The organism is Shouchella miscanthi (assembly GCF_007725405.1).
GTDB lineage: Bacteria > Bacillota > Bacilli > Bacillales > Bacillaceae_D > Shouchella > Shouchella hunanensis.
Genome location: NZ_CP042163.1, coordinates 1,943,100 through 1,961,172 on the forward strand (window position 1 = coordinate 1,943,100; position 18,073 = coordinate 1,961,172).

Annotated in this window: 14 protein-coding genes; 11 read left to right on the forward strand and 3 right to left on the reverse strand. The window is 40.6% G+C overall.

The annotated features are described in order from the left end of the window. Positions 1–503 precede the first annotated feature (503 nt). The 9 genes from FPV17_RS09875 to FPV17_RS09915 all read left to right on the forward strand — a co-directional run bounded on the left by FPV17_RS09875 (position 504) and on the right by FPV17_RS09915 (position 12,130). Entirely contained in the window at positions 504–1,757 is a 1,254-nt protein-coding gene (locus tag FPV17_RS09875; RefSeq protein WP_144558876.1) for an extracellular solute-binding protein, read from the forward strand. A 57-nt stretch (positions 1,758–1,814) separates the two neighbouring features. Then, a complete protein-coding gene (locus FPV17_RS09880) occupies positions 1,815–2,699 on the forward strand; it encodes a carbohydrate ABC transporter permease (protein WP_035396408.1) in 885 nt (294 codons plus the stop codon). Next, positions 2,699–3,613, forward strand: coding sequence for a carbohydrate ABC transporter permease (locus tag FPV17_RS09885; protein WP_246117164.1), 915 nt, complete (start codon positions 2,699–2,701; stop codon positions 3,611–3,613). Before FPV17_RS09880 ends, FPV17_RS09885 begins: the two co-directional genes overlap by 1 nt. 27 nt (positions 3,614–3,640) lie before the next feature. Continuing rightward, positions 3,641–5,167, forward strand: a complete 1,527-nt coding sequence (gene nagZ / locus FPV17_RS09890; RefSeq protein ID WP_035396407.1) for a beta-N-acetylhexosaminidase — start codon at positions 3,641–3,643, stop codon at positions 5,165–5,167. 26 nt (positions 5,168–5,193) lie between these two features. Then, positions 5,194–6,351 carry an ROK family protein gene (locus FPV17_RS09895; RefSeq protein WP_144558877.1) on the forward strand — a complete coding sequence of 386 codons (1,158 nt, stop codon included), beginning with the start codon at positions 5,194–5,196 and terminating at the stop codon, positions 6,349–6,351. A gap of 375 nt (positions 6,352–6,726) precedes the next feature. Continuing rightward, on the forward strand, positions 6,727–8,265 hold the full coding sequence (locus FPV17_RS09900; protein WP_144558878.1) for an AbgT family transporter: 1,539 nt from the start codon (positions 6,727–6,729) through the stop codon (positions 8,263–8,265). Positions 8,266–8,288: 23 nt separating this feature from the next. Further along, complete coding sequence (locus FPV17_RS09905; RefSeq protein WP_035398762.1) at positions 8,289–9,482, forward strand: M20 metallopeptidase family protein; 1,194 nt, start codon at positions 8,289–8,291, stop codon at positions 9,480–9,482. 3 nt (positions 9,483–9,485) lie between these two features. Continuing rightward, entirely contained in the window at positions 9,486–10,778 is a 1,293-nt protein-coding gene (locus FPV17_RS09910; RefSeq protein ID WP_144558879.1) for an amidohydrolase, read from the forward strand. Between the two features lie 35 nt (positions 10,779–10,813). Then, the gene (locus FPV17_RS09915; protein WP_144558880.1) at positions 10,814–12,130 is read left to right on the forward strand and encodes a hypothetical protein; all 1,317 of its coding nucleotides are present in this window, start codon (positions 10,814–10,816) and stop codon (positions 12,128–12,130) included. Positions 12,131–12,163: 33 nt separating this feature from the next. On the opposite strand, the gene FPV17_RS09920 is transcribed toward FPV17_RS09915, so the two are convergent. Further along, positions 12,164–13,090, reverse strand: coding sequence for an RNPP family C-terminal domain-containing protein (locus FPV17_RS09920; RefSeq protein ID WP_144558881.1), 927 nt, complete (start codon positions 13,088–13,090; stop codon positions 12,164–12,166). A 379-nt stretch (positions 13,091–13,469) separates the two neighbouring features. On the opposite strand from FPV17_RS09920, the gene putP reads away from it, so the two are divergent. Continuing rightward, positions 13,470–14,984 carry a sodium/proline symporter PutP gene (putP, locus tag FPV17_RS09925; protein WP_246117165.1) on the forward strand — a complete coding sequence of 505 codons (1,515 nt, stop codon included), beginning with the start codon at positions 13,470–13,472 and terminating at the stop codon, positions 14,982–14,984. 123 nt (positions 14,985–15,107) lie between these two features. Beyond that, a complete protein-coding gene (locus tag FPV17_RS09930) occupies positions 15,108–15,503 on the forward strand; it encodes a hypothetical protein (RefSeq protein ID WP_144558882.1) in 396 nt (131 codons plus the stop codon). Positions 15,504–15,549: 46 nt separating this feature from the next. Here FPV17_RS09930 and pucG read toward each other — a convergent pair whose 3' ends face one another. After that, positions 15,550–16,785, reverse strand: a complete 1,236-nt coding sequence (gene pucG, locus FPV17_RS09935; protein WP_144558883.1) for a pyridoxal-phosphate-dependent aminotransferase family protein — start codon at positions 16,783–16,785, stop codon at positions 15,550–15,552. A gap of 12 nt (positions 16,786–16,797) precedes the next feature. After that, on the reverse strand, positions 16,798–18,030 hold the full coding sequence (allC, locus tag FPV17_RS09940) for an allantoate deiminase (RefSeq protein WP_144558884.1): 1,233 nt from the start codon (positions 18,028–18,030) through the stop codon (positions 16,798–16,800). Positions 18,031–18,073 lie beyond the last annotated feature (43 nt).

The following is an 18,073-nucleotide window of genomic DNA, read 5'->3' on the forward strand; positions in this document are numbered from 1 at the left end:
AGGATTATATCGTTATTTTAGAAAGTTTTTGTGAAAGAGCTTCACTTAGCTGAGAGAAACACAATGGAAGACATGTGGATTAATGGAAGTAATAACCGCAAACAAGGTAATTGATAAAATAATAACGTAAGTGAGAGACATAGATGATAAATGAAGGGTACGCTTGATAGAATCATCGTTTTTTAAAACAGATCGAATGAAGAAAGTAGGTTCTTTCAACTGGTTCTCTATCAACCATTTAACACAAGGATAGGTCTGATGAAAACAAAGAGTAAGGGTAGAATTAGAAGTTTATATGTTTGAACTCTAGTATAACAAAAAGTCGGAAAAGAATAAATAAAAGGATTGAATTGAAAGCGCTTGATATTAGAAAATAAAAATTTAATTGACAATTAAAAATGAATCAACTACAATTACCTCATCTTCTACTGGACAAACCGCTTAGTCTTCCTACATTTAATTAATACGTCCATTGGAAAAATTAATTAGGGGGAATTAAAAAAATGAAGAAATATCTAAAGTATGCGGCAATGTTTGGTGGCTTAACCATGATGCTTACTGCATGTAATAGCGGAAGTGAGGAAGGAAGTGCAACAAGCGGAGAGAAAGAAGTCACACTTGATTTCTGGTTTTTCACTGGTGAAGATGATCCAAACGGTGAAAATACGATTAACCCAGTGATTGATTCGTTTATTGAAGAAAATCCAAACGTTCAAGTCAACCTACGTCAGTTGACATGGGATAACGGTCTTGAACAAATTACCACTGCATTTGCAGGAAACTCCGTACCGGATGTGATTGAACTTGGTGATACGTGGTTTGCGAACTTTGTAGAAGAGGGCGTACTTGCAAATGTGTCTGACTTAGTAGAACCCATTTACAACAATCACGTAAACTGGGATACCGTTACATACCAAGATGAAGTTTATGGCATGCCATGGTTAATGTCATCACGAGCCATGTATATAAATACAGATTTATTTGAAGAGGCAGGATTAGATCCAAATCGTCCGCCAGAAAATTGGGATGAAATGCTAGAATACGCGAAGCAAATAGAAGAACGTACAGATGCATCTGGATTTGGTATACATGCCGGTGAACCAGAAGCGACCTGGCATTATTTTATGGCAACGGCATGGAGTAATGGAGCAGACGTTTTAAATGAAGATCATACGGCAAGCACGATCAATTCTCCAGAAATGATTGAAGCCCTTGAATTTTATAAAGAAATGAGTAACTACTCGCTTGTTTCTCAAAGTGAAGTCATTGATAGTGAATTCCGAGCTGGGAATATTGGCATGTCATTTTCTGGTGCTTGGGGTGTGTTTTCCATACCAAGAGATGCACCGGAATTGAACTTTGATGTTGCACCAATTCCTGATGGCGCACAGTCTACAGCTTCTAGCTTTGCTGGTGGTGAAATTTTAGTTATTCCTGAGGGTTCGGATCAAAAGGAAGAAGCGTTTAAATTGATGCAACATGTGGCGTCTGAAGAGCAAGCCCTTGATCATATGCAGCGAATTGGCTCTATGTTTGCAGCTGTTCCAGGAGTAGAAGAGCATGCGTTTTTTGATGAACATCCACAGCTTTCTGTTTTTGCTGGTCAGTTAGAAAGTGCGAAGTCATCTCCAGCTATTACAGAATGGCAGTCCATTAGTCGACATGTTGTCGAAGCAGTTGAGCAGACGCTACTCAATAATGTTGATCCGAAAGAATCTTTAAATCAAGCACATGACAAGATTGAAAATGAGCTTTAAGAAAATTGAAATCCCTCGTACTATGCGAGGGATACCCTTTTTCATGGAGGTGTAGCGATGCAAACTTGGACGGAAATGAAGCGTAACAAGATGGCATATGTCTTTTTGTTGCCTTGGTTCTTATTATTTGCTGTATTTAGTGTATACCCATTAATACAATCCTTTATTTATAGTTTTCATGATGTCAAAATTTTGCGAGGCGAGATGGATTTTGTAGGGTTAGAAAACTATCGTAATTTACTACAAGACCCGGTTTTTGGCAGAGCGCTGTTAAACACCTTTATTTATGTTGTAGGTACGATTCCTTTTACCGTCTCCATCGCGCTAATTTTAGCGCTTGCAGTTAATCAACGAATTCCATTTAAAAACTTTTTCCGAGTAGGCTTCTTTTTACCGACGGTTACGTCTATTATTGTTGTCTCAATGATGTTTAATTTCATGTATTCACCATCGGGTTTTCTAAATATGGTGTTAAATCTCTTTCATTTACCAACGATGAATTGGTTGATGGATACAAGAACCGCGCTTGCATCGTTAATGGGGTTGTCTGTCTGGATGTCTTGCGGTTTTTACATGTTAATATTCTTAGCGGGGTTACAATCGATACCGAAAGATTTATATGAAGCAGCAACGGTTGACGGCGCTTCAAGATGGAAGCAATTCTGGCATGTAACACTCCCGCATATTCGTCAAATTGCCATAGTTGTTATTGTTATTAATACGATCAACACGTTTCAAGTATTTCCAGAAGTGTACACGTTGACAAGCGGTGGTCCGTTAAATGCGACAACCACTATCGTATTCTATTTGTATGAAGAAGCGTTTAAGCAGTTCCAGTTTGGCCCAGCGTCAGCCACTGCTTATGTGCTGTTCGTTATTATTATGGGAATTTCACTCTTGATGCTAAAGATAATGGGGATTAATAAGGGGGTTGGAGATTAATGAATCAGCCATCTCACCAGCCAAAAGCACCGCTTCTAATGCAGGAACAAGTAGCGCCTATTCCTCCAAAAAAGAAGCCTAAAAGAAAGCTATTTGATTACAAACCGAGGGAAATTTTACTATTCTTCCTTTTGTTTATTCCATTGAGTGTAATGCTAATCCCGTTTTTGTATATGGTCAGTATTTCAATTAAGACGGATGGGGTTGTTCTAAGAACGCTTGCAGATATTCTTCCAAGAAACCCTTCCTTCGATAATTATGCGACGGTACTTGCAAACGGAAACTTCGCTCGCTACCTAGGGAATAGTTTATTTGTTTCTTCTTCTATTGTGATCGGAAATGTGTTTTTTTGTACAATGGTAGGCTACACGTTTGCGAAAATGACGTTCCCAGGGAAAAATATGATATTCATTTTAGTTCTTACAAGCTTTATGATTCCATTTCAAGTAACCATGATTCCTGTTTTTCAATTAATGCAAAACATTGGCTGGATTGATACGTATAAAGCGCTTATTGTGCCAACCCTAGTGACACCTTTTGGGATATTCTTAATGCGCCAATACATTTCGGGATTACCTGATGAATTGATCTACGCGGCAAAAGTCGATGGAGCTTCCGAATTTCGGATTGTTTGGCAAATCATTTTTCCACTAGCGAAACCGATTGTTGCTGTACTGGTCATTATGACATTTCTGAACTCGTGGAATGACTTCCTTTCACCACTTATTTTAACAACGTCACCAGAGATGAGGACAATTCCCCTTGGTCTAGCAGAATTTAGTTTCTTAAACAATACGAATTGGGGGCATTTAATGGCGGCCTCGGTCGTATCCTTATTACCAGTGTTTATTATTTTTGTGTTTTTCCAAAAGCAAATTATATCTGGCCTTGTGTCAGGTGCCATTAAAACCTAAAGCTCCATTTGAAAAGAGGGATGAGACATGGAGACGAAAGTAGTGAAACGCTTAACGATACGTGAAAAGGTAGGGATGTTGTTCTCAATGGGTGCTCCAAGTAACAGCATTGATCAAAAATTTCATCAGCGTTTTGATGAGTTGCCTTTTGGAGGCATGAGCATTTATCCCTATAACATTGAACATAAAGAGCAATTACTAGCGCTCTTCAATGATGTGCAGCATTTTTACAAGCAGAAGGGCTATGAACATCCATTTCTAATGGCCCTTGATGAAGAGGGAGGGACTCTGTCTACGCTTGATCGATTCTATCCCTCCGTACCAGGGAATCGTGCGCTAGGGTTAAAAGATAATCCTGAGCTCGCTTATGAGAATGGGAAATTATTAGGCAGCATGATGAATGCATGTGGTATTGCAATTGATTGGGCGCCTATTTTAGATGTCAATACGAATCGCAAGAATTCCGTTATTGGTGTTCGAAGCTACGGGGAGGATACGAGACTTGTTAGCGAATATGGCGCAAAATACATACAAGGAATTCATGAAGCTGGCGTAGCGGCAACAGCTAAGCATTTTCCTGGTCATGGGGAGACAGAAGCCGATTCCCATCTAGGTTCTGTTGTCTGTAGTTTAAAGGAGGAAGATCTATTCAATAAATTAATTCCGCCATTTGAACGAGCCATTGAAGCAGGTGTTGATGCCATTATGGTTAGCCATGTTATTTATGATCAAGTTTCTCAGTCTAACGGTTTGCCAGCAACCATGTCGCATTATTGGATGACGAACATTCTTCGCGATAAGCTTGGTTTTAAAGGAGTTATTTGTACGGATGACATGGAAATGAGTGCGATTAAAGATCATTTTCCTGCAAAAGATATTGGTGCACTTGCTATTGAAGCTGGAGTAGACCAGCTGTTAATTTGTCACTCTCCATCGTTCCAGCAAGAGGTATTTCAAGGCCTAGTGCAAGCGGTCGAAACAGGTAGAATTAAAGAGGAACGAATTGATGAGTCGCTTGCACGATTATCAACATTGAAGAAGGCTATTCAAACGTATCGCAATAAGGCGATGCCAATTCCGGAACAAATGTGGAAAGAAAAAGCCCTTGAGCTCTCAAAAAAGAGTCTTCATCTTGAACGAGATCCGAAAAAGTTGCTTCCATTAAAAAAGGATCTTTCCTATGCCCTGATTTTGCCTAATCTTGAAGCACTAACACCTGCTGATTCAACCGGTGGGAAACGAGTGACACTAGAAAGTAAACTCGTTGATTTACAAGTAGAAACCTTTTCGCTATCATTAAAACCAACGAATCAAGAGATTGATCAAGTCATAAAGAAAGTCGATGCGAAAGATGTTGTCATAATTGGCACCGTTAATGCTCATTTATTTCATGAACAGCAAACGCTATTGCATCGGTTACATCATAAAGACTGTATCGCGCTTGTCTTACGTGATCCATATGATCTAGATGTCATCCCTATTGAACAAACAGTTATGCTCATTTGTTCTACTGGTGAATCTAGTATGGAAGCTTTTGCGCTTAGGTACAGTTAGAACGGTAAGGAATGGAGTGGAGTTAGATGCAAGCAAGACAAGGGAATCAAAAATTATTAAAACAGTTTAATAAATCAAAACTATTAAACCTGGTTAATCATCTTGCGCCAATTTCCAGAACAGACCTTGTTCAAAAAACAGGCTTAAGCCCTACAACGGTTTCCTCGTTAATAGAAGAGAGCTTACTCGACGGCGTCCTAATTGAAACGGGCTCGGTTGGGGAAGGGGTAGGAAGAAAGGCAACTTTACTGGAAATTAATGCGCACGGAGGCGTCGTAATTGGAGTGGACCTCAGTTTTGCGACAGAATTAACACTATTGAACTTGCGAGGTGAATTGTTGACGACGGAGCGGATGGACGAATTGTCAGGTGAGGGACTATCGGACCTGCCTCACTTATTGGACGCGTTTATTACGAAGCATCAGATTAAGCGGGATCACATAAAAGGTATAGGGTTATCGCTACCTGGAATTCTCGATGAAGAGCGGAAAAAAATTGTTTTTTCCTATAATTTGAATGTGAGAAATTACCCGTTATTTGATCTTGTCACAAATGCATTTCAAGTCCCCGTTCATCTCGTTAATGATGTCAATGCAGCAGCTTTTGCTGAACAATATAGTGGGCAAGCAGTTGGGTGTCATAGTTTAGTGTATACGTTACTTAGTCAAGGTGTCGGAACAGGTATTATCTTGAGAAACGAGATCTATAATACCGGAGAGACAGGCAACTCTATTTTGGCAAGCGATTGTTCAGGGGACGAATCCATTTTTCATCCTCTCAATATTTATTCCATTCACAATCTATCAAAAGGCATCAGAGAGCGCCATCCCGAAGAGTTTGCCCATCTAACAGAGAATGAGGCTGTCATTGATCACTTTTTTAATCGAGCTTTTACCGACATAGAGGAGCCCTTTTACAGTGAAGCAAAGCGAATGGCTCATGACATTGTGACGTTGCTATGCAATTACGCCTTGCTGCTTCAACCAGAAAAAGTATTGGTTAACGGCTGGGTTGCGAAACAAGATTTGTTTTTCCAATATATGTTACAAGTCTTAAATGGGCTTGAGAAAACGACCAATGTGCCAATCCAGTTAGAGAAATCTTATTGGAGAGAGAAAGGCCCCTCCATTGGGGCTGCAAGACTTGCGTTGCATCATATTTTCAAAGAGATGCAATTTTCTTAGGGTGAAAAATGAAGACTAGGTGTTAACGACAGATATAAATTGTGTGGTCATACGTATCTCGTTACCTCTATCTACCTGTACTTGTATTTACGAGCTATAGTATGACTTACTACTAGACAGATCCTTTTTAATAGACGCTTCTATAAGAGGCGTCTTATTTTGGTTTGCTTTTAGTGCCTGACGTTTCGGTTTTAAGAGCTACTTCTAACATCAGCTAAATCGTTTCTCCATCATTCATCACTTTCTAATAGACTTTTTTATATTCTATGGAAGATTTTCTGATTTTTATAAAGACATATTCGACAAAAAGTGCTATATTCAATTTTAAGTTTTAAGGAATATAAAAAGACATGTCCGAAAATGGTGGTGTAAAAAATGAATGATTTAAGACAGAACAAGACGATTGGTTCAAGATTGCTAGATACAGTTGAGCGAGTCGGGAATAAGTTACCGCATCCATTTATGTTATTCTTATACTTAGCGGTAGCAGTAATTCTTTTTTCATGGTTCATTGCAAGTCTTGGGGTTTCTTTTATTCATCCTGGAACCGGTGAGGAAACGACGGTTAACAGTCTTGTGTCAGCAGAAGGATTTATGTACATACTAGATTCAATGATTTCAAACTTTATCGGCTTTACGCCACTAGGGCTCGTGCTAACAATGATGCTTGGGATTGGACTTGCGCAACAAGTCGGACTAGTCGAAACGTTTATTAAAAGTACGATTTTAAGGGCACCAGCAAAATTAGTAACAGTCGCTGTTGTAACAACCGGTATTATAGGAAACATCGCTTCAGATGCGGCTTACGTACTCGTTCCACCCCTTGGTGCGATGATCTTTTATGCGATCGGTCGACATCCTTTAGCGGGTATGGCGGCAGGCTTTGCTGGGGTAGGCGCAGGCTTTACAGCCAACTTCCTTCCTGCAGGTACAGATGTTCTTTTGTCTGGTATTTCGACGGAAGTCGTTCAAACCATGAACCCTGATATGGTCGTTCATATGACCGATAACTACTTTTTTATGTTTATTTCATCTATTATGCTTATTATTATTTGTACGGTTATTACAGAAAAAGTAATTGAACCAAGACTTGGAAAATTTAATCCTGCATACGGAGCGAAAGAATATGTCGATCAAGAATTAGAGAAAGTGGGACCAAAAGAAACGAAAGCATTGCTTATAGCGGTTTTTACTGGATTTCTTTATTTAGCGATAGTTTCATTCTTTATTGTTCCAGAAAGTGGCATTCTCCGAGGTGAAGGTGGAAGCATTGTTCCTTCGCCATTTATTAGCAACATCGTCCCTATTATTTTGTTCTTGTTTTTAACCGTATCAATTGCTTATGGCGTTGCAGCTGGTGTCATTAAATCAACTCGTGATGTGCCAGAAATGATGGCAGAAGCGATTAAAAGTATGGCAGGTTACATTGTATTAATCTTTGCAGCAGCTCAATTTATTGCTTATTTTGATTGGAGTAATATTGGTGTTTGGATTGCTGTAAGTGGTGCGGAATTTTTAGAAAGTGTCAATATGACCGGTATAGGTGTGCTCGTTGCTTTTATCTTTTTAACAACATTACTAAATTTGTTTATTTTTAGTGGATCCGCTCAATGGGCGCTTATGGCACCGGTTTTTATTCCGATGTTTATGCTACTAGACTACCATCCTGCGCTTGTTCAGTTAGCCTATCGAATTGGGGATTCATCAACGAGTGTTATAACGCCAATGAATCCATATGTGCCAATGGTTCTCGCATTTATGAAAAAATATGATTCTCGTTCGGGCTTTGGGACGTTATTTTCGATAATGCTTCCATATACACTTGTCATTTTGGCGCTTTGGATTGTTCTGTTCCTCGTCTGGACATGGTTTGGACTACCAATTGGTCCTGGCGTAACAGATTATAAAGGGTAGCGCAAGAAAAGAGGAGAGATGAGATGTTCTACAAATCAGCAACAGCCATTCACGAGCAAGTGATCGAGTGGCGACGTCACCTTCATCAATATCCTGAGTTAAGTCATGAAGAGAAAGAGACACGGGAATTTATTTGCCGTGTCTTGGATGATGCAGGAATTGCCTATGAAACAATGAAAGCAAGTTATGGGGTTATTGGTATAATTAAAGGAGAGAAACCTGGCAAGACGGTTGCTCTTCGCGCAGATATGGATGCCCTGCCAATTCGTGAAACAAATGACGTTCCATATCGATCAAAGAAAGAGCGAGTTATGCACGCGTGTGGCCATGATGCACACACGGCGATGTTACTTGGAACAGGGGTAACCTTGCAAGAGAATAAAGATGAAATAGCTGGAACCATTTTGCTACTATTTCAACCGGCTGAGGAAGATGCACCTATTGGTGGTGCACAAGCAATGATGGAAGATCCGGCGTTCCTTCAGTGGAAACCAGATGCTATCTTTGGCCAGCATGTTTGGCCAGATTTACCTGTTGGTCAGATTGGTGTACGAGACGGGGCAATGATGGGTAACTCGGATCGGTTTTCAATTGTTATTAATGGTAGAGCTGGGCACGCAAGTATGCCACACCAAGGTATTGATGCAATTGTTGTAGCCAATCAAGTGATGTCGAGCTTGCAAACGATTGTAAGTCGGAACGTAGATCCGCTAGATGCTGCTGTTATTACAGTTGGCAAAATTACTGGTGGAGATCGGTACAATGTGATTGCGAGCGAGGTTGTGTTAGAAGGAACCGTTCGCACGCTTTCATTGGCAGTGCGTGAACAGGTTGAAAAGCGATTAGTGAGCCTTGTTGAACAGGTTGCAGCTGGTCTCGGAGCGAAAGCGTCTGTAACGTATCAAAAAGGATATGTCTCAACTATTAATACAAGTAAATGGGCAAGTCATATTAAAGAACAAGCGAGACACTTATTCGGCGAGGGAGCAGCACCGGATATAGATCCAAGTCTTGCAGGAGAGGATTTTGGCCGGTTTTTACAAACGTACCCAGGTGCGTATTTTTGGTTAGGAACGGCGATTAAGGAAAGATCAGTTCAAAGTCCGCTTCATGATGCGTCTTTTGATATTGATGAAGAAGCGCTTGTATACGGTGTCAATTTAATGGCTACAACAGCAGTTACGGCTTTAGAGCAACTCAAAAGAGAGGAGAGCTAGCCTATGAGTAACGAGATTGATCAATGGGTGAAACAAAAAGAATCAGACATAAAAACATGGCGTCAAGAGATGCATAAAATCGCCGAAGTTGGTTTCTGTGAGTACGAAACGACTTATTATATTTTTCAACAGCTGGAGGGGCTTGGCTTTACCCTTCATACAGGTCGTGCAGTGATGAACGAAGAAGCACGTTTTGGTGTTCCGAGTGAAAAAGAATTGGCAAAACATGAAGAACGAGCGTTAGCGAATGGTGTGCCTGCGGCTTTTCTTGAAACGATGAAAAACGGCTTTACAGGTGTCATTGCTGTTCTCGAAACAGAAAAAGAAGGATCCCACACGGCGATGCGATTTGATATTGATGCGCTTCCTATTGAAGAAGAGATAGCAAATGAACATATTCCTGCTAAGAACGGCTTTCGGTCACGTAATGACGGAATGATGCATGCATGTGGACATGACGGACATGCAGCCATTGGGTTGGGAATAGCAACGTTTCTGTCAACGTGGAGAGGTCACTTATCAGGAACGTATACGCTTATTTTCCAACCGGCTGAAGAAGGAAGCAGAGGTGCTAAAGCCGTTGTTGAAAACGGCTGGCTTAACGGCGTGAATTCTTTTTTAAGCGGACATCTTGGCATACGTTCTCAACCGGTAGGGACGCTTGTCTCTGGTGCAACCAATATATTAGCGACAACGAAAATTGACGCTCGTTTTACTGGGAAAACGGCCCATGCTGGAATGGAACCGCATAAAGGAAAAAATGCAATGCTAGCGGCAGCAACAGCTGTTTTAAACTTGCATGGCATTTCTCCACACGGGGAAGGTGAAACCCGTTTAAATGTTGGTCGCTTTGATGCCGGGAGTGGAAGAAATATCGTTCCTGGCGAAGCGTTCTTACAGCTTGAAACGAGAGGGAAGTCTACTACTGAAAATGCGTATATGAAAGAGGAAGCCGTTCGTCGTTTAGAGGGTGCGGCTCATATGTATGATGTAGCTCTAGAGTATGCCATTGTTGGAGAAGGACTCGCGGCGGAAACAGATCAGTATTTTATTGATAAAATTCCTAACGCTACGGAGAAGAGTCAGTTTGTTAACGAAGTAAAAGACCTCATGCCATTAAATGGTTCGGAGGATGTAACGTATATGATGCGTCATGTTCAAGATCAAGGTGGATTTGCATGCTATATGATTTTTGGAACACCACTTGCTGCTGGCCATCACCATAAACAGTTTGACTTTGACGAGGATGCGTTACTCGTTGCTGTTAGTGCGCTTGCTCATCTAATCATTGAATAGGTTGTAGATGCCTTTAATTTGAAAGAAGGAATTGTATGACAACGCAGATTGGTTTAGTTGGGCCAAAAGATTCGGTACGACAAATGCAGCGGATTATTAAAGAATACCCGAATTTTGTCGCTGTGCCGATTATTTATAAAGAACTAGAAGAAGCTCCTACCTGCTTAAATCAGACGAATGTGACGATTGATCAATGGTTATTCTCTGGCCAAGCGCCTTTTTCTTTATGCTTGCAAAAAGGACTAATTACGAAAGAAAACGCATGGTTCGTTCCCCATGAGGGGTCAAGCTTATTAGGAACATTTTTAAAAGCTTTCTACCATACAGAACAAAAACATACTCATGTTAGCCTAGATACGATCTCCCCTGAATATACAAATTGGTTAATAAGCGAATTTTCCTTAGCCCATTTATCAATTACGCTCTTTGATTATCCGGACTATGTAGAAGAGGACAAATTGATCGCTTTTCATAAAGAAGCCTTTAGAACTGGAAAAGCAACGCTCGCTTTAACATGTTTAAGAGGGGTCTATCGTGCATTAAAGCAGTTAGGGATACCGTGTTACCGCATTAAGCCTGCAGAACCAGTGACACGGAACATTTTAGGAAGAATTCAAGAACGAGTAAATTTTCTATATGTAAAAAAAGCTCAAATTGCGGTTGTTGGCGTACTTGTCTCGTTCACGCAAACAGAGCAGAAGGAAATTGCCTATTCGTATAAATTAAAGCATCAAGAGCTACTCGTCAGAAAAAGACTGCTAGACTATGCAGAGTCTTTACAAGGGTCCTTTTTAGAGCTCGGTAATGGTTATTTTGAAATATTCACGACCCGTGGTGAGATTGAAGACCAAGGGTGGCCATATGAAATCATTGAAGATATCAAACAGGCGGCTAAACTAACGGTTTATTTGGGTGTTGGGTACGGTCGAACGGCTCTTGCCGCATCTAAACACGTACAAGTCGCGATTGATTACAGTAAGCGAGCAGAAGACGATATGATTGTGTTAGTTGACGAAGAGAAGCATGTATCAGAAGCAAAACGAAATGAAGAAACTCTTCATTATCAACAAGTACAGCTAGGTCACCATGTCACAAATATAGCCGTTAGCCCAGCGACGATTTCTCGTCTCTATGCAAAAGTATCTCAACAAACCTATACTTATTTCTCGTCACAGGATGTGGCGTCTTGGCTGAACAGTACTGAGCGAAATGCCAGACGCATTTTACACGAACTGGAAAAAGGGAATGTCATTGAGCAAGCAGGGGAAGAGCAATCTGGAAGACGAGGAAGACCAAGAAGAGTTTATCAATTTAAAAGTAAACCTACTAACAACCAAGCCACCCATGTTTAAAAGTAAACAGGGTGGCTTCTGTGTATTCCGTTTTTAATCTTCCGACATAGATTCAGTTGGCTTCAATTTTGATAGCGTATGTTCAATGATTGATACGAGCTTCTGATTGTCTTGTAATGTGACAATAACAAGTGATTTCTCAATGTAATCAATACCTTGCTGTGTATTTCCTAACAAGGAATGAGTGTAGCCGATTTGATAGAGGGCATCTCCTAATAAGGAAAGATGATTGCTAGATACCGATAGATCTAATGCAGCTTTGGCATGGCGTAATGCTTTATCGTACTCTTTTTTACGGTTGTAAACATTTGATAAATTGAAGTGTATTTTAGTCATTACTTCATAGACAGACGAATCGGTTTCTAATTCTTGGATCTTCTCTAAACACTCGAGTAACATGTATTCGCTTTCACTATAGTGTTCTTCTTCATAATAAATACTTGCTAAGCTTAATTCAAGCTCTACTCGCTGGACTAAATCAGCTTTTTGATTGGTCGTTTGTAAATCAAGTGCACGTGTATATATACTAATAGCTTCGTCAACGTTCTTTCTTTCATAGTAGCTGCAAACGGCTTCGTGCCACAACAAATATTGCCTTTCTGCATTTGATAAATGGACGGACTTGTTCTTTTCATTTTCTACAATATAGTTGAGCGCAGCGTAATCACGTCTTGCTTTTAGATTTTTGATTATCTTGCTTACTTCCGACTGACGAATATCTTTAGATGTCGGTAAATGCTCACTATTCTCTTGTCCGTATAAATAGCTCATTGTTACACCTAAGCGCTCACTTAATTGAAAAAGAATGTTTGATGACGGGTTCTCTTTCCCATTCTTCCCCTCAATATTGCTAATAACACCTTGTGTACAAATGCCTTTAGCTAATTCACTTTGTGTATAGCCTCTCATTTTTCGAATGGTTCTTAATCTTTCACCTAATACAAGTGTTTGTTTTTGCATCAGATTCTCCTTATAAAGAATTTACTAATAATTATATCATAATAATGAATGATGTTAATATTAACGTGTTGATAAAAAAGCAGTTTCTAGAAGGTGAACTCGACATTTATTGGGAGTATTAGAAAGAATAAAGGAGGAATTAGAAGCTTTTAGTAGAATCACAGAGCTGAGTTGTTTTGACTAAGAGAGGCTCATTCTAATTCTGTTTAATGTATAATCAAACCGTTCGATTTTTATATTGGAGGGATGCTATGATAATGCAGTGCTTCTGGGGAGCAATTCTTAAAAATATGAGCAACTGGCGAATAGCAATAAGAAAGGGAAATCTCGTTAGGGCTGACCTTAATCGAATAAGGCAGTTTCTTTTTTTACAGAAAGGATGTCGATTCACATTTCAATGCAAATAATTGCAGCTATTATTGTTTATTTACTAATTATGATTTTAATCGGATGGTATGGGTACAAAAAAACAGCTAGTCACTCAGATTACACATTAGGTGGTAGAGGGCTTTCTCCTGGAGTGGCAGCTTTAAGTGCAGGAGCATCGGATATGAGCGGTTGGCTGATGCTAGCACTACCTGGCTCAATGTATTTAACAGGATTAGGTGCAGGTTGGTTAGCGTTAGGTCTTATTATTGGTGCATACTTAAACTGGATCTTCTTAGCTCCGCGACTGCGGATTTATACAGAAACGGCAAATAACTCCATTACGATTCCTGCTTTTCTTGAAAACCGTTTTATCGACTCAACTAAGTTATTGCGAATTCTATCAGGACTCATTATTATTTTCTTTTTTACCATTTATGTATCTTCTGGAATGGTATCAGGTGGTCGTGTATTTGACTCTTTGCTTGGTATTAATTATCACGTAAGCTTGTTGATAGTGGCTGGAGTTACGATTCTGTACACATTGTTTGGTGGATTTTTAGCGGTGAGCTGGACGGATGTTGTCCAAGGTGGTATTATGATGCTTGCTTTACTACTCGTTCCTGTTTTTGCCTTAGCCGAAGTAGGTGGTGTAACCACTACATTCGATCAGGTTCGTAGCATAGACCCGCAATTGCTAGATGTCTTTAGAGGTGTCACAATTATTACCATCATTGGTTCCCTTGCATGGGGGCTTGGTTATTTTGGACAGCCACATATTATCGTTCGCTTTATGGCGCTTCGTACAGCGAGAGAAGCAAAGCCTGCGCGCCGGATCGGGATGGCGTGGATGATTTTATCTATTGTTGGTGCGATGATGACAGGCTTAGTTGGTAGAGCTTATTTAAATAACGAAGGCATTTTTCTTAACCCTGATAACGATAGTCAGCATGAAACCGTTTTTGTCGTTCTTGGTGAAATGCTGTTCCATCCATTTATCATTGGATTTATTTTTAGTGCGATTTTGGCAGCTGTCATGAGTACAATCTCGTCACAATTACTTGTCACGTCAAGCTCTTTAACGGAAGATCTGTATAAGACGTTTTTGAAACGGAAACCAGCAGATCGTGAACTTATTTTCCTAGGTAGAGGAGCTGTTCTTATTGTTGCTCTGATTGCATTAGCTCTTTCTTGGAATCCAGATAGTTCGATTTTAGAACTTGTTAGCTACGCATGGGCAGGGTTTGGTGCGGCTTTTGGTCCTGTTATGCTTCTGAGCTTATATTGGAAAGGGATGACAAGATGGGGTGCGCTGGCAGGTATGCTTTCAGGTGCTGTTATGGTCATTGTCTGGGCAAATACAAATTTGTATCAATTACTTGGTATGAATGAACGTGTATATGAATTATTACCAGGCTTTATAATCGCTACCCTGATGATCGTTATTGTTAGTAAGTTTACGAAGAATGACCAACGTGTCGATCAAGGCTTTAAAGAGTTCAAAGAAGAATTAAAAGCGAATAAATAACGATGAGCCCTCCAATAGGTACTTATTGGAGGGGCTTTTATAGCGTTTAAAAGATCTGGTGTTTGACTTTGGATCGAATGGGTAAAAATAGGATGGAGCTTAAAAGGAAAGGAAGTAGTCAGCATGAAGAGTTGGACACCGATGAGCATGATCTTTGTGACGGTAGTCGCTTTAACCGCTTGTAACACAACGAATGAGGAAGAGCCTGTTAATCAAAATAATGAAAGGGTAAACGAAAATCAACCTGTTGGTGAAGAAGACGAAACGAACACGATTGAAGGATTCAATGAGGAATGGACAGAAGTTGCCATTGTGCAAGAAGAGGTAGATGACACCATTACTCGTGTTGACATGCAAAATGATCGTGGTGGCAGTCGAGTCATCCTTTATTTCACAGATGAAGAGGGACCACGCTACAAATCAATACTCGTTAAAGCGGAGAGTCGTATAAAGATTATTTCTATTAACGAGGACGGTGAAGGGGAAATCTTTAATGAAGTTGTGGAAGATCAACTATAGTAAAAGGATAAATGCCACGGTGTAGAGAACTACACCGTGGCATTTTTTATGAAGGAACGTTTACTATGGCTGACTCATAGTAAGCAAGCGCTGCTTGAACGGCTTTACCACTATGAACAGGTACATCTTTATAAAGCAGTGCTGCTTCAAGAGCTGAAAGTGCAAAAAGAACATTTTCTTTTCGACAGCTATACCCCATTGAACCAATACGCCAAATCTTCCCGTGCAATGGCCCAAACGAGCTTGCTATTTCAACTCCAAAATGAGTAAGCATAAATGAACGAACAGCGTCCGCATCCACTCCAGCTGGAACTGTGATGCAAGTGACGACAGGCAATTTATGTTCATGTTCTACGAAGAGATCAAGCCCCATCGCTTTTATTCCGGCCATAAGTGCTTGCTCGTGAAAAATGTGTCGTTCAAATCGATTCTCTAAGCCTTCATCCAGTAAAACACGAAGCCCTTCATGCAACCCATAAATCATAGATGTTGCTTCGGTGTGATGGTTTAATCGTCTAGGACTCCAGTAATCTTGTAGTTGACTAAGGTCGAAATAGTTACTTCGAATAACAGACCCTGAAAATGGTGTTGTTTGATCTTGATCTGTAGCAATGCCACGTTCTACTTTTTTTCGCCGGGCGATGACGGCTTCGGCACGGCTGTTATACGTGATAGGGGCCATACCCGAAGGTACAGATAAACATTTTTGAGTTCCGCCAATTGCTGCATCAATGAACCAGTCATCGACTTTAAACTCGACCCCGCCAATTGTAGCGACAGCGTCAACGACGAACAAGCAATCTTCTTCGCGACACGTCTTCCCAATGTTTTGTAGGGGCATGACACAACCAGTAGACGTTTCTCCATGTACACAGGCAACAATTTTTGGCTTTACTTTTTTGATTTCTTGGATGACATCATTCTCATCAAAAACGGTACCCCATTCGCATTCCATTGTGTGAACAGACGCATCCAACCGTTCGCAAATTTCAACAAGTAAGTGTCCAAAGCGACCGTATATAGGAACAAATACACGATCACCAGGCTCGATTAAACTCGTTAAAACGGCCTCAAGTCCAGAGCGTGAAGTACCATCAATAGGGAAGGCCCATTGATTATTTGTTTGGAACAAGTCCCTTAACATCTCCATTGTCTCGTTCATCATTTCGGTAAACGCAGGATCGAATTGACCTAATATTGGGGCGCTCATGGCTCTTAATACACGTGGCTCAGCTTCTACTGGACCAGGCGTCATTATGGTTCGCTTCGCTAATTGACTCATCGTATTCTCTCCTTATTTGTAAGCCAGTTGATAGATAACATGCTTTAATGCGCTGACACCAACTTGTAAGTCACTATGATTGGTAAATTCGTAAGGGGAGTGACTAATTCCCTTAACGCTTGGTACAAAGAGCAAGCAAGTAGGTACCACAGCCCCTAGTATTTGAGCATCGTGACCAGCCCCGCTATACATATAGCGGTAGCTTAGCTGTTGTTGCTTTGCGTAGTCGTGAGCGATTGCTTGTAAAGATTCTTCCATATCGACTGGAACAACATCTGAATATTGTTGAACCGATATACCGACATCTGAGCCAGCCAGTTCCTTCACGAACGTATTGATATGTTCATGATACGTGTCCAGCGTGGTTGAACGATGGTGGCGGATATCAAGGGTGAAATCGACTTTTCCGGGAATGACATTCGGTGTATTAGGAGTGACGGTCATTTGACCAACCGTCGCTACGAAATGGTCATCCATCTCATGTCCGGTTTGGATGAGCTTATGTACGAGTTGACTCGCCACACTCATAGCATCTTTCCGTTTATTCATAGGAGTTGTACCCGCATGGTTGCTTTCACCAGTCACAGTGAAAATAAAACGTCTTTGCCCTACAATGCTTTTGACAATACCGAGGGTTTCACCCGCATCTTCTAAAATAGCTCCTTGCTCAATATGTAGTTCAACAAAACACGCTACATCATTCCTTAGCGGATCCTGAAAATGACCAAGTCCAAACCCTTTCTCATGCATTGCGTCAATAAACGATTTGCCATGGATATCGCGCACACTATGGTAGTCTTTGCCTTCGTGAATACCCGTTAATTTACCAGAACCCCAAAAGTTTAGAGGGAAACGGCTACCTTCTTCTTCGCAAAAAGCGATAACATCAATCGTACGTTTTGGTTGACCGTGTTCTTTTACTAATTCGGAAACGGCAACTAAGCTAGCGAGTACGCCATATGCGCCATCATACTTACCGCCATTTACAACCGTATCAATATGAGAGCCTGTTAAGACAACAGGTTCTTCTTTGTTTGTTCCTTCTACACGCCCATATACATTACCAATATCATCAAAAAAAGGCGTTAGTCCTTGTTCGTCGAACCAATCCTTAATTGTTTGCTGAGCTTGAAACCACTCGCTCGTGTAAAGTAAGCGCGTGACGCCACCGTCGTCGGTTTGGCCGATCTTGGCTAAATCTTCAATCATCGTCTTTAACGATAATGTCGTTTGCCCTGTATTCATGATAGTCGCCTCACTTTGCTTTAAATTAAAAAAATGATTGAAT